Source organism: Ktedonobacter sp. SOSP1-52, from assembly GCF_016587395.1.
This window is the reverse complement of record NZ_BNJH01000001.1, coordinates 3,159,494-3,172,898: the sequence shown is the minus strand read 5'-3', so window position 1 is coordinate 3,172,898 and position 13,405 is coordinate 3,159,494. Positions and strand designations below refer to the sequence as shown.

14 protein-coding genes are annotated in these 13,405 nt (G+C 50.3%); 7 read left to right on the top strand and 7 right to left on the bottom strand.

Annotation, left to right across the window (positions count from 1 at the left end; all coding sequences use genetic code 11):
• Positions 1–26: 26 nt before the first annotated feature.
• Complete coding sequence (locus JMJ16_RS15245; RefSeq protein ID WP_201382543.1) at positions 27–494, bottom strand: hypothetical protein; 468 nt, start codon at positions 492–494, stop codon at positions 27–29.
• Between the two features lie 212 nt (positions 495–706).
• Positions 707–1,972, bottom strand: coding sequence for an RHS repeat-associated core domain-containing protein (locus tag JMJ16_RS15240; RefSeq protein ID WP_201382541.1), 1,266 nt, complete (start codon positions 1,970–1,972; stop codon positions 707–709).
• Positions 1,973–2,128: 156 nt separating this feature from the next.
• Between JMJ16_RS15240 and JMJ16_RS54355 the strand changes: the two genes are divergently transcribed.
• Complete coding sequence (locus tag JMJ16_RS54355; RefSeq protein ID WP_236601123.1) at positions 2,129–2,629, top strand: IS630 family transposase; 501 nt, start codon at positions 2,129–2,131, stop codon at positions 2,627–2,629.
• Positions 2,630–2,655: 26 nt separating this feature from the next.
• Entirely contained in the window at positions 2,656–3,135 is a 480-nt protein-coding gene (locus tag JMJ16_RS54350; protein WP_236601122.1) for a transposase, read from the top strand.
• Positions 3,136–3,142: 7 nt separating this feature from the next.
• On the opposite strand, the gene JMJ16_RS15230 is transcribed toward JMJ16_RS54350, so the two are convergent.
• Complete coding sequence (locus JMJ16_RS15230) at positions 3,143–6,895, bottom strand: RHS repeat protein (RefSeq protein ID WP_201382539.1); 3,753 nt, start codon at positions 6,893–6,895, stop codon at positions 3,143–3,145.
• Between JMJ16_RS15230 and JMJ16_RS15225 the strand changes: the two genes are divergently transcribed.
• From JMJ16_RS15225 to JMJ16_RS15210, 4 genes are all read left to right on the top strand, one after another.
• Complete coding sequence (locus tag JMJ16_RS15225; protein WP_201382537.1) at positions 6,883–7,344, top strand: helix-turn-helix domain-containing protein; 462 nt, start codon at positions 6,883–6,885, stop codon at positions 7,342–7,344. The genes JMJ16_RS15230 and JMJ16_RS15225 overlap by 13 nt on opposite strands.
• Positions 7,345–7,364: 20 nt before the next feature.
• Entirely contained in the window at positions 7,365–7,811 is a 447-nt protein-coding gene (locus JMJ16_RS15220; protein ID WP_236601581.1) for a transposase, read from the top strand.
• Positions 7,798–7,992, top strand: coding sequence for a hypothetical protein (locus JMJ16_RS15215; RefSeq protein ID WP_201382533.1), 195 nt, complete (start codon positions 7,798–7,800; stop codon positions 7,990–7,992). The genes JMJ16_RS15220 and JMJ16_RS15215 overlap by 14 nt, the downstream gene beginning before the upstream one ends.
• Positions 7,993–8,500: 508 nt before the next feature.
• Positions 8,501–8,680 carry a hypothetical protein gene (locus JMJ16_RS15210; RefSeq protein ID WP_201382531.1) on the top strand — a complete coding sequence of 60 codons (180 nt, stop codon included), beginning with the start codon at positions 8,501–8,503 and terminating at the stop codon, positions 8,678–8,680.
• 109 nt (positions 8,681–8,789) lie between these two features.
• Here JMJ16_RS15210 and JMJ16_RS56020 read toward each other — a convergent pair whose 3' ends face one another.
• Positions 8,790–8,921: a hypothetical protein gene (locus JMJ16_RS56020; RefSeq protein ID WP_255553192.1), complete on the bottom strand. Its 132-nt coding sequence runs from the start codon at positions 8,919–8,921 to the stop codon at positions 8,790–8,792.
• Positions 8,922–8,937: 16 nt separating this feature from the next.
• Positions 8,938–9,057 (bottom strand): hypothetical protein, encoded by a 120-nt coding sequence (locus tag JMJ16_RS15205; protein ID WP_255553214.1) that lies wholly within the window; start codon positions 9,055–9,057, stop codon positions 8,938–8,940.
• A gap of 177 nt (positions 9,058–9,234) precedes the next feature.
• Between JMJ16_RS15205 and JMJ16_RS15200 the strand changes: the two genes are divergently transcribed.
• Entirely contained in the window at positions 9,235–10,143 is a 909-nt protein-coding gene (locus JMJ16_RS15200; protein ID WP_201382529.1) for an IS982 family transposase, read from the top strand.
• Between the two features lie 58 nt (positions 10,144–10,201).
• Here the strand turns inward: JMJ16_RS15200 and JMJ16_RS15195 are convergent, their stop codons facing one another.
• Together JMJ16_RS15195 and JMJ16_RS15190 are read right to left on the bottom strand one after the other, a co-directional pair.
• Complete coding sequence (locus tag JMJ16_RS15195; protein WP_201382527.1) at positions 10,202–10,711, bottom strand: SMI1/KNR4 family protein; 510 nt, start codon at positions 10,709–10,711, stop codon at positions 10,202–10,204.
• Positions 10,712–11,017: 306 nt separating this feature from the next.
• Positions 11,018–12,526: an integrase core domain-containing protein gene (locus JMJ16_RS15190; protein ID WP_236601513.1), complete on the bottom strand. Its 1,509-nt coding sequence runs from the start codon at positions 12,524–12,526 to the stop codon at positions 11,018–11,020.
• Positions 12,527–13,405: the final 879 nt, after the last annotated feature.

The window sequence follows — 13,405 nt, the reverse complement described above, 5'->3', positions numbered from 1 at the left end:
ATTGAATTCGTGGCCATAAAACTGTTCTATATCCCTTCTCCCCCTCTTCTTCGAATCCAATAATTAAAAAAAACTCCGTTTTCTTTATATAACTTCTCAATTTCTTTACACGTAAATAGCAGTCCTTCATTATTGTCAACTACACATGGCCAAAGTTGACAGCAAGCATAAGCAAAACGAACTGCTAATTGTTCACTGCCGAATCCATGCCCAAGTTCGATGTGAAGCCAGGTTTGAAATTCTCCACCAAGTAGACCTTTGGCCTTTTCAAGCAAAACAATATTCTCTTCTTTCAGAGGATTCCCCTCATCATCAAAAACTCCATCATAACATGGAATACGATCAATCCATATATCACATTCACCATCAACAAGGCCTCCAAAGGCACGCGCAGTTGGACTTGTTGTTACTATTCCACCTGATTGGAGAATTATATCTGCTAGCTCTTCTTCAGTCACATTATGACTACTGAAGAGTAGTACACTAGAACTCATACTGACCATCTCCTTTTCATATTCACACAAGGATATCATTATAGCAAGGATGCTGTAATGATATCCTTTTGATTTAAAACTTTCAAAGGGGGGAAGTACTACCTTTCTTCTCAAGAAGGTTCTCAGTTCGAGAAAATTATGTAGCATCTTCCCCTCACTTTTTATATTTTCTCAATCAAACCAGAAAAAAACACAAATAGGCTTTCACCTCCTTAGTTGCTAGCTGTAGGCCCAAACTTTTGCAAGAATTTGATGGTTGCAATAAGCTCATCAGGATTTCTCGCGATATAAAGATCCACACCACGGCCTGATAGCTCTTTCCAGGCTGTTTTAAGCTGATTATCATTCCACTCCGGCGCGTATATGACAAAAGGTTTCCTGGTTGGATTTGTAATCGTGTTATCGATTTTTTTCCTCAGGTTCTTGATTCCACCTTGTAATTCGCCTGATTTTGCCTCAAAGATAGCCTCAGGGGATTCTGCATCAATCTCTCCATCTTCGTTTTTGTGTCCGAATCCTTTGTTAAAACTAGTTAACTTTGTATGCTTGTTAACAAGCTGTCCTAGTTCCCCCTCTAATATATCCCCTTCTTTGACGGGGTTATTTAATTTTTCCGCAATTTGCGCATCGAATCCAGAGCTGTTGTCATCCTCAGATAGCTGTTGTAAAGCAACTTGTTTTTGAACAATTCGCTCCTCTGCCATCTTTTCAGCATCTTGCTCGGCTAATTCGGGATTGTCCGTTTCAATACCGACAGCAAGATCAAGTACTGTCTGTTCCACAATATTGGTTACTTGAGATTCTTCTAGATTGTTTTGCTCCTCAAGCTCACGAAGACATTCAGGATCATGAGCACACCAATTATCTACATCATCTTGAGTGTAGGTTTGAGGAGGATTGCAATCGCCATCACAAGGTCCAACCTCTTTATGCCCTGATGGGTCATTGAATGTCTGTGGATTACCATGCACATAGGCATAAGGGTCCATTCCTCCTGCATTGGTTTCCGCAGTATCAGCACGTGTAAAGCGACCGCTTATAGGGTCATAGTAGCGAAAGCCGTAATACAGGAGTCCTGTCTGACTATCCAGCCGCTGACCCGTAAAGTTATAGGTTGTGGGCATTCCACCGTCGCTATAGCGTGTGGAACCAAAGGGAGCAAACAATTGAACCGACTGGATGGTTCCGTCACTCTTGAGAGCAAGACTGCTGCTCCCCAAGAAGTCAGACAACAGATAGAACAGTGTCCCATCTTTCTTGAGGGCTACAGATCCATAATATTTTATGGTTGAAGTCTTGCCACCGCTAATGGTAACTTCTGTATAACCATCAAAGGTAATGGTATCCGTGACTGTCCCGTTGCTTGTACTCCTTTGAAGGACACGGCTCCCACTACTGTCATAGAGGAACTGATCACTGGAGGCTGTACCGCTGGGAGCGGTCCAGGTATCCAAGCGACCTTCACTATCGTAGGTCATCGTGGCCCCAGTCTGCGTAGCATCACAGCTATGGGCAGTCGTGGTGTCCACATTTCGACAGGTCATATTCCCCATGGCATCGTAGCTAGCGTACTGGTTGGAGATAGTACTTACTGACGTCGACGGAAGCAAGTAAACTGTGATAGAATCGGCAGCATGGGAGCACCAAAGAAAGCCGATTGGCGAGAAGAACGACGCAAACAAGCATGGAAACTGAAGCAACAAGGATGGCAACAAAAGGATATAGCCAAAGCACTAGGGGTAAGTAAGGGAGCCGTGAGCCAATGGATGAAACAAGCAAGAGAAGGCGGCATAGAAGCACTCAAAGCACATCCTCCTAAAGGCGTGAAGCCAAAACTGTCAATTGAGCAACAAGCGCAGATTCCTGGCTTGTTGGTGGAGGGGGCAGAAGCCTATGGATTTCGGGGAGATGTCTGGACAGGGAAGCGGATCGCGGAAGTGATCTATCGCAGCTTTGGTGTCCGTTACCATCCCGATCACGCCGGACGACTGTTACGAGAAGCTGGTTGGAGTCCTCAACAGCCAATCGAACGGGCGACGCAACGGAATGAAGAAGCTATCAAGCAGTGGTATGAAGATCGTTGGCCAGCGATTAAAAAAAAGCCGAAAACGAGAAATACACCATCCTCTGGGTAGATGAGGCTGGGTTCTATCTGCTGCCAATGGCGGTTCGTACTTGGGCTCCGCGCAGGCAAACGCCTCTTCTGCGCGTGAAACTGACACGGGATCACCTCTCCGCGATCAGTGGGATTACCCTGGATGGGCGGCTTTTCATGCAAGTGCGCCAGACCTCCTATGATGCGGAGGCAGTGGTCGGATTTCTGAAAGTGCTGTTGCGTAAGATCAGCGGCAAGGTCCTGATCATCTGGGATGGCTCTCCCATCCATCGCAACCATGAGATCAAGACCTTTCTCAAAACGAAGATGGGCAAACGACTGCATTTGGAGCAACTTCCAGGCTACGCTCCCGACCTCAACCCAGATGAGGGCATCTGGCAGTATCTCAAGCGCGTCGAGATGGGCAATCTCTGTTGTCGGGACCTCGATCACTTGTATCAAGAGCTGCTTCGAGCAAAAGAGCGATTACGTCACAAACGCGACATTATTCGTAGTTGTTCACTGCAATGCGGCTACTCAGTTTAGTTTCTTATCACGATGTCAGTAATGTACTTGCGCCATGCACATGGTTTGTGTCATACGTAGTTGACCCACCAGGGCCAAGGTTGAAACGATCTAGGGAATCGTAGCTAAACTGTTGTTGATAGGTTGAAATGGTTGAGCCAGCAGGCGTATTGCCACAGTGATCACCACCCGTAGGTGTACCCGTATTGCCTGCCCACACAAGCCGGCTCAAACTATCGTAACAGAAGGATTGAACGTCTGTCTGTGTTCCTCCAGTGGTAGTGGGCAATGAGGTTGTTAAACCTATGACATTGCCAACATTATCAAGCGTTCGGGTCTGGTCCCAGAGGGTATTCCCTCCTTTAGAGGCACTGATAGTTTGCGGGCGCTGAATGTTATCATAGGTCGTTGACGTTGAAAAAACAGGAGTTGGTGTACTCGCTTTGGACGCTGATCCGCCCATTCCCATCCCAGCAACCAGACCATTGTTCGTGTAGGTTACTTGACCTACGAGAAAGTTGACGGGATCGGAACTCGTAGGAGAACCAAAGTAGGATGAACGCAAGTAATCGTTATTGTCGTATTGGCTGGTGACATTTTCCCCATCAGGATATGTCACATCGATTACTTGACCCACCTCATTATACGATGAATACACAGCCTGTGTCGTGGTCTGACTATCAGCTGAGACCGAGAGCATACTCAGCGTCTGTTGACCACGCTGATCATAGGCTTTGCAACGCCAACCACTACCGGCTGTGCTACTAAACACCTCTGCCGTTGACATTTTAACGGCATAAGACTGACCAGAAGCTGCACAGTTGGATGGGAACGTAACACTTGAGTTACTACTGTTATCGTAGCTATCGTAAAAGAAAATGTCATAGGCGCTGTTGCTACAAGGGTTCACCGAAGCAGAGGTTGCGCCTTTACACAACGGACGATCAAGAGCATCATAGCTCACAAAGACGCTCTTATTACGTGGGTCAGTTTGGCTGAGTGGATTCCCGTCAGCATCGTAGCTATACTTCCATGCTAAGTCTGTTGATCCGCTACAGTTGGCTGGCAGCGGAACATTCTGACAAGAACCCGAATCTGAATCATTAAAACCTGAAATCCGTTTGAGAGCATCATAACTCGCGCTATAATTGGCCTTCACTGCTCCTGTACTATCATAAGTTTGCACTGAGAGCGTATTGCCTACCGTGTCGTAGGTCTTACCTACTGTGCGGATTACAGTATAGGGGCTGCTTGCGCCATTGAAGACCTGACTGTACCGAGAACGCCCAAGCGCATCAGTATACGTAATAGACTGATGGTTATAGGCATCTAAAGCTATCGATTGCTCGTAGGCTGTGCTATTTTCGCTAGAGAGTGTAGCCACACCTTGAGCAACTGTATAACTAGTACTCACCTCCTGCATAATCGTCGTAGCATCACCATAGGTGATAGTACCCAGAGAACGTCCTAAACTGTCGTAGCTCGTTACCGTACGAGGCTGATTAAGGTCAGGTGTAACATAGCCAGAGGTCAAAGCCGAAACAGCATAGGGCATATTTTTGGTTGTGGCTCGACCCATATTGTCATAAATGGTATAGGAGATAAGTGCCGAGGGGATCGCTGGCACTTTGGAAAGCATATTCGGGCCGGGTTTCTTCGTTTCAACCAATCTTCCAAGCCCATCATACCATTGCTGCGTTGTTGTGGTCCGTGTATTCCCACTTGTCACTCGCGCAGTGGCATCGATCTCCACACAAGGTACCGTTGAGCCATTGGTACACGTATTGTTGTACGTGTACGATATTGTTGGATAGTTAGCGCTATCTCCCGGACGGATCACCGCCGTCAGACGACCCAACGCATCATACTGATAGCTGGTCGTTTGCCCATTGGCATCTGTTTCGCTCAAGAGCCATTGCCCAAAGCCGCCATTGGCGCTGTTGGCATCGTAGGTGTAAGTCACCGTCTGGTTCTTGGCATTGGCAGCCGTGAGCAGATGCGCGTCGAAGGTATCGTAGGTAGCACACGCGCTGTACTGTGAAGACCCACTAGTACAGCCCAGATGATTGTCCCCATCGATGCCTGTGATGGGCGTGCCACTTGCGTCATAGCCGTGCTTGACGGTGACGGAAGAACCGGTACAGCCACCGTTAGTTAAGTACGCGATATTCTGCGTGGCCTGTGGCAGCGTAGGTGCCTGATTGTAGGCCGTGTTGGAACCATAGACCGAGGCCGTGCAGCTATAGATGTTGTTGCTGGCATCCTGCAGGAAGGATTGGGCTGACAAATCGGTCAGATACTGGCCCGAGCCAATGTTATCCTTGGGATAAAAGGTGTTACGCGTGATGAAGTGCGCGCCACCCACGTCATTGGCGGTGACATCCACCTTGCTGACGTTGCCATAGTCATAGGTGCCCACGCCCTGGTTATCTCCATCATAAGACGTGGTGATGGTCTTGTGCAGAACCCGGGCGTCCGTCGTGTAGTGGCCCAGGTCCGTGACCCCATCCACCTGGTAGTCATCTTCTTGCGTGGCGCGTGGGTCACATACGACCACGGGGTTATTCTGATCCAGCAGGCTGATGAGCTTGGTATCGCCCGGATTGCCGTTGGCTGGACCGACTCCGCCGCCGTAGGCCGTTTCGGTATGCCCCACGCCTGGTGGGGAACAGTTGGTCGCCGGGTTGAGCTGCTTGACTTTGAGCAACTGCCCGGTCGAGCTAAAATCCTCCTCTGTTTTCAGATGGCCTGCCATGCCTGGATCATACCAGTAGGGCTGGTCATGACAGGGATTTGTTGTTGGTGAGGTGTAACACTGGACACCAGGTGCCACCCCCCAACCGCTCGTCGAGGCAAAGTACTCGATCTGATAGGAGTTATCGGGCTGCGTTACCTGCGCATTCGCGAAACTGGTAAACTGCCCGTTGTAGTAGTCAGCATAGTCTGTGTCATTCTGATTGCCCCAGGTATAGCCATAGTTACAATCAGTACACCAACTTAGCTCGCCTCCATTGACGCCATACTGGTACTTCCAGGATGAGGTCACCCCGTTGGTCACACTGCTGCGCGAGGTCACCACCTCACGGCTCCAGCTGTGATCATCGGCCGTACCGCAGGTGGTTCCCGCCGCTTGGTGCCCGTTACAGGCAAAGGGATCGTTGGGGTTACCACTGCTGACCCCATGCGTATTGCCATGGGCCTCATTCCAGCTCACGTTCTCGTGCCAGCCACGCCCATTGTCCAGGGTGGTAATATAGCGCCCATTGTAGCTCGTCTCCCACAGCACACAGCCTCCCCCATTGGAGGTCGTCCAGGAGGGACAGGTCGCCGCCGAGGAGGCATTGCGCCATAGGTCCACATAGCGCTGAGGAAGCGTGGAGTAGGAGATGTTGATCACGGGAGCATTGAGCGTGGTCCCATTGGTTCCCTGCTCCTGAATCTGCGTCAGGTCCAGGTAGCCTGCCACACTCTCCTGTGATCCGGTGAGGGGATCGGTGATGGTCTGCGGTTGGGTCTGCTCATAGGAGAAGAGGTATTTGTGCAGCAGATGCCCCTGCATCTGAATAAGGAAACACTTGGGCATGAAATAAGAAACGGCGCTGTTGGCATCATAGCTGTAGGTAATGCTCTGGTTCTTGGCATTGACTGCCGTGAGCAGATGCGCGTCGAAGGTATCGTAGGTGGCACACGCACTGTACTGTGAAGACCCACTAGTGGTCAGTCCAATTAGGTTTGACAGGGCTGGCTTGTGCGTGATAGCGTAGGAGCATGAAAGAAGCAATCAACCTGACGCCAGCAGAGCGAAAAGAACTGCAAACCCTGTTACATCGGGGCAAAGCCAGTGCTCGAATCCTGACCCGTGCACGTATCCTGTTGAAGGCTGCCGATGGATGGCCGAATCAACGCATTATGGAGGCTATCGAAACCAGCCTCTCGACCGTCAAACGCGTGCGAGAACGGTATGCGGAGGGTGGCCTTACTCGTGTGCTAAAGGATCAGCCACAAGCTCACCGACGGCACGCCCTCACGCCCGTTCAATCCGCTCATCTGGTAGCGATCACCTGTAGCCCGGTGCCAGAGGGACACGATCATTGGACCGTGCGCTTACTGGCAGACCAGGCGGTGGAACTGGGCTTTGTCGAGTCTATTTCGCCAGAGACGATCCGCCAACTCTTGAAAAAAACGAACTCAAGCCGTGGCAACACGAGCAGTGGTGTATCCCACAGGTAGGAGCACCATTTGTGGCAGCCATGGAAGATGTGCTCGAACTCTACGAAGAGGAGTACGATCCGCTGTATCCCACCGTGTGCTTCGATGAAAAACCGGTGTCGTTGATCGCTGATGTTTCTCCTGCTCAAGCTGTCGACCCTGGCGTTGCGGCGCGGACGGACTACGAATATCAACGCCATGGCACTCGCAATGTCTTTTTCTTTGTGGAACCCCAGGCTGGTTGGAGGCATGTCAGCGTGACCCAGCAGCGCACGAAACAGGACGACGCCCGCTGTATGCAATGGCTCGTGGACGAAGCGTATCCCAACGCCGAATATATCCGGGTCGTGCAAGATAACCTGAGTACGCACACACCCGCCGCTCTCTACGAAACCTTTGCTCCCGCCGCGCGCCCGGCGCATCTTACGTCGTCTGGAGTTTCATTTCACTCCCAAACACGGGAGTTGGTTGAATATGGCAGAGATTGAGATTGGCATCTTTTCTCGCGGGTGTTTGTCCCATCGGGTTGGTGATGAAGCCACCCTGCTTCGACGGTTTCAGGCTCTTGAGACCGAGCGCAATCACAAGCATTGTACCATCACCTGGTGTTTTACCTCTGATGATGCTCGGGTGAAACTTGAACGGCTTTATCCCATCAAGCAAACCTAACTGGACTGACCACTAGTACAGCCCAGGTGATTGTCACCATCAATATTCGTGATGGGTGTACCGCTCGTATCGTAGCCATGCTTCACCGTGACAGAAGAGCCGCTACAGCCACCATTGGCCAGGTAGGCAATGTTCTGCGTAGGCTGTGGCAGAGTAGTGCCTGATTGTAGGTATAGTCGAAACGCCTTTTTAGCCCATCATCACGTCTTTTATATCATTATATACCGTTTTTAAGCGTATCTGCACTATTCAAAGCATATATATGTCAGAACAATTTTTCACATTTCATGCCGTTTTTCTCCGTAAAAACTGCTGTCAATTTCCTACATCGTTTATACCATCTATATCATCTCTCCAAGCAGTTTTATTAAGCCCACTCTGGGGAGCTTTTGATTCATCTACGGGCTCAAACGCAATTTTGATGACGAGCGGGAATACCTGAGCAGTAAACTGTGTTAAAAGGGGTAGAGAAATAGATTTGTTGGTGGAGGGAGATTCTACGTCTACAATGCCCCTTTTGAACCTTCCCGAGGTGGAAGGGTTGTACCTCGAAGAAGTAGTGGCAGAGGTCCAACAGATCTCTGTTACGGTTGCCACCACCCTTGCTCACGCTTCTTGCCCAGTCTGTAGCATCGTCTCGTCTCGCATTCACAGACGCTATCAGCGGACCGTTGCCGATTTGCCCTGATCTGGTATCGCCATTCGTTTGTTTGTGCATATGTGCTTGTCTTGTTGTGAGACCCCAGTATGCCTGTGCATCGTCCCCTGTTCATGGTCTAGCTTCCCTAAGAGCTGCCTCAGTTTCTGATATCCCTGGGATCTTCAAACATCGACTGGCAGTAGAAGAGGTGCGAGGCAAACTGCTTCTGCCCCTCCTCATCCAGGCGATCATCTTCGGACATATAGGTATTGATGGACTTCAGTGCCATCGCGCGCCACTGCTCATCATCCAGGGGCGGCGCAAGGCCACAATACAGAAGCTCTGAGGAAGGGGATGATCATGCACAAGTGTGCCAGCGTTGGGAGCAATTTGCGCTGCGCCAGGTCGCCCGTGGCTCCAAATATAACGATTGCGCAGGGCTAGGGCATATGCCCATCCTGCCAGATCTTATGCGGCTTCAATTTCTGCGAGGCTTCAGCCTGCTGAGTCATAATACGCTTTGTGCTAGTGGATGACAAAAAAGGAGAACGGAAGTACGCTTCTGTTTGTAAAGCCAATCAACAAACAAGGAGCGTCCAGCAATGCTTGACAAAGCGACCGTTCTCACCACTCTTTTTCTCATAGTTGATGACCTAATGAAAGGATCAGCCGTGATCAAAGACGCCTTAGAGCGACCAGGACCCGCTCCCCAGCTTTCAGATAGCGAGGTGGTCACCATCGCCTTGTATCAGGAACTCATTGGAGAGCCGAGAGAAGATCACTTCTTTCGCTTGCACCACGAGCAGTTGCGGCCCTTCTTTCCTGGGCTCAATGAACGCAGTCGCTACAACCGCCGCAAGCGATCTCTGTGGGCCGTGATCTTGGCCATACGAGCAGGCTTGTGCCTCGTGCAAGAGGCCCAGCAGATGGAGGAGACCGCCGCCATTGACTCGGCTCCTGTCCCCTGTATCAGCTACAAACGCAGTAAGAAGGCAAGCGATTTTGCCGGTCATGCCGACTATGGCGTCTGTAGCAGCAAGGCGATGAAGTACTTTGGATGCAAGCTCCATAGCCTCGTTGGTCTCTCAGGCGTCATTCTTGGCTTCTTGCTGACTCCAGCCAGTCACTATGACAATCAGCCCGTAGTGGAGTTGCTCGATTCGGTGGCTCATCACCTCAAGCGGCTGATTGGGGATGGGGCTTACAATGATCAAGCACTCCAAAGGACCCTTGAGCACACTCGCTCGCTGCTCTTGTTCGCTCCCGTCAAAGCAAATCAGCCTGCCAAGCGCTCTGCGACGGCTCAAAAGGTCCTCAATCGCTTGCGCTTGATCTGCGAAACAGTCAATGCCCAATTGCAAGAGCAGTTTCACCTCTCCAAGCATTATGCCAAGAGCGTCTGGGGATTGTTCACGCGCATTGCGGTCAAAGTCACTGCTCATAGCGCTGGCATGATGCTCAACACGCTCTTGGGTCGACCTCCTCTCAAGTTAGCTGATCTGGCCGTCTAAACTACTAGCACAAAGCGTATAATATATTCTCCTTTTGTCTGTAATAGATTTGTTAATTTTACACATCATCATAAGCATCTCCTAACGATACAAAATCAGACAACTCCCAATATGGATCATCACCTTGGCCTTCATAAAGATGATTGAGTAACTCCGTGAATGACTGGGCAATAATAGGGCATGAACCTGCTACTGCATGTACATCGAAGAAACTGTTATAGCAACGTCCCAATCGTTGTTTACTAAAATCGATTGTTAAATACTCGTTGTTATCATCTTTAGCAATGATATACCAGCTCCACGATATATCTTTTAGTGCTTCCTCAGAATAATGTCTAGGGCCAACAATAACAGGATTAGCTAAAATTACTTCGGCCGGAGTTACAATAGACACACGATACACTTCCGCGTTTTCAAAGAGCGAGACTCCCCCACAAATTTCATAAAATTCACGTACATCATCAGGAAGTTGATGTTCTTCGGAAATTTGTGGTAAGCCACAAGGTTCAGCAACGAAGCAATCAGGAGTTGTACGAATCTTTTGAACTAATTCTTGTATAGAGAACATGGCGGCCTCCTTTTGTACCTTTCATAGTGAGACAAAGCATTATCTATTCATGCAATGCTTTGTCTCACTAGTACACATTGTGCTGGCTATTTAGCATATCCGTTCCAAAATCTCTGACTCATGCCAAGAAACGAGAGGCAGAAAAAGCACGGAAAGGGTTTATCTCAAGTGGATACACTCCATCGTCAGCACGCCAGACCTCTGCGATGAGGCAAGAGGACGTGTTCTCTTTGCTCAATGAAGCAAAGGGTCAGACTGCACAGAAACACATTCGTACATCTTCTCTTTTCTCTGGCTTTTGGCTATTTAGGCGGCCCTCCGGTAGTCATGGTGTAACCCACCCAACATGGGAATGGCGATCACCCGGCTTGGGGGCTTCAGAAGAGAAGCAGACGGAACCGATGGCACCGGAATGCGTTGCCCCAGCCCTTGATGGGGTCGAGCTTGGTTGAAGTAGACCGTATAGGCATTGAGGAGCCGATGGAGTTGCTTCTCATGGAAGATCAGGGAATGATCCAAGCATTCTCGCCTCACACTTCCCAGAAAGCGTTCACACACAGCATTGGCACGCGGCGTTCGGTATGGTGTGCGAAGCACCTTGATCCCACTCGTTGCGGCCACGCGAGCAAAATTCGGCCCGAATTTGCGATCATTATCCCTGATCAGATACTTGGGTGTTTGCCCATACGGAGTCGCTTCGCGCAGTTGTTGCGCGACCCAGGGATCGGTCGGCGATCGCGTCACGTTCACATGGATCACCTGGCGCGACTGGAGTTCGATGATGAAAAAAGCAAAAAGTGGGCGGAAGAAGAGATCAGTCACCTGTAAGAAATCACAGGCCCACACGCCTGCCGCGTGATTGCGCAAGAACGTTTTCCAACTCTGCCCATTCGGTCGTCTCCGGCGAATGGGCCTCATATATTTCTGGATGGTTCGTTTGCTCACGCGAATATCCAACTTGAGCAGTTCTCCCCGAATACGCTCCGCTCCCCAAAGTCGATTCTTCGCTGCCATTTCCTTGATCAAGCAGATCGTCTCAGGTGAGAGCTTCGACGTTCTCGCGCATGCCTTCGTTTTGCGCTTCCAGAACAGACGGAAGAGTTCACGATGCCAGCGCAGGAGCGTCTCTGGCTGGACAAGGAAAAGCGCCTGTTTCCAGGTTCGGACCATCCTGGCAAGGAGCACGAAAAGAAGCCGATCCGTCTTCCGATAGGTCGGTCGCTTGACCTGTCGACGGAGAATGATCAGTTGCTGCCGTAAGAGCGCATTTTCCGCCAGCAGTTCCAATTTCCCTTTAGTCAGATCGGCAAGCGTACCGGGCACAAGGGAGGTTGCCGATGGTTTGACCCAACAGAGAACGCGTTCGAGAAATGTTTGGAAGTTGAAAGACAGGCATCGCTTGACCGAGGAAAATACCCACCACACAAATAGAACCTCTTCTTTGTAAAAATGGCATATGGTTGGAGTGCATACACAGAATGGGCAGTGTTGATTGTACACGCATCTCACGTGCTTGGCAAGAAAGCTCATTTCATTGTTCATAACAGGCTGATTTCCCGAACAGATGTCCCAAGTAGCCAGCACAGTCGCCGGAGGGTGCGCGTGCAGCGGCGGGAGATCCTCCAACGTTCTGGCAAAGAGCCAGGGGCGAAAGGACGCTTTGCAACAACTGACCACTCCCCCTTGCCGTTGCCAGACAAGCGCTTTCCCTGCCCGTGTCGCCCAGACAGAGACAATACCTGGTGTCGGATCCCAGCCGAAGAGCATCTCATCATGAAGGTGGGCCGGAGCACTCGTTTCTGGATCGGCTGTCATGGGTTCGTCCTTTCGTATCAGAGCAGCACCTCTGGATACCCGTTTTTCCAATGCTCGCGTGTTGCATAGTGGTCAGACACGTTCATGATACTACTGAAAGCGGTGAAATTTCACCCTGATTGAGAGGAAGAGGTCAACATCTTGGAAAAAACACGGGAGCACATGCGAGAAAGAAGCAGGTGGTCATTACCGAACGTCGAGGAGCAGCCGTCACGTAACGACATTCTCTTCATCTGCTCTTGAAATTCGTATCGTTGGTCGTCGACCTTCACTGTCCCCCTCGCGCTGCGCTCCTGCGACAGAAACAGAACACAGACGAGCATCTCGATACCTCCACAGGAATGCAATCCTCTCCCTGCAGAACACGATCGCGCACACGGCGCCTGGCGTACGCCCCTCGTCACCACTAGAACCCAGGCCTCTCATTCCGCTCCGACAGCCGATAGCGCCCGGGCCTGTCGGAATTACCCACCTCAGTCCATCCTCCTCCTCGTCTTCCGCAACATACCCCGAATCTTTCAGTCCCACCAAATCAAGAGCTGCATCTCATTCTCCCACCTCCACCCACTCACGAAAGACATGCACCTGCAGCTGTTTTCCACACTCATATTTGCAGCCACCTCCCCTTGAAATGCTAGTCAAAAACCTTTACCAACTTTCGCTGGGCTGGTCCAAAATGCTAATCAAAAAGTTTACCACTGGGTCAGGAGAATGTGTCAGTAAAGAGAATAGACCTGGACGTGCCATTTGAACGAGAAAGCAGGCTTTGCCCACGAACTGAGGCTGAGCTTGGGATGAAATGGCACATCCAGGCCGAAGCCAAGAATGTAAATCACTTCACGACATGAAATGATCTACATTCTATCAATATACTCAATG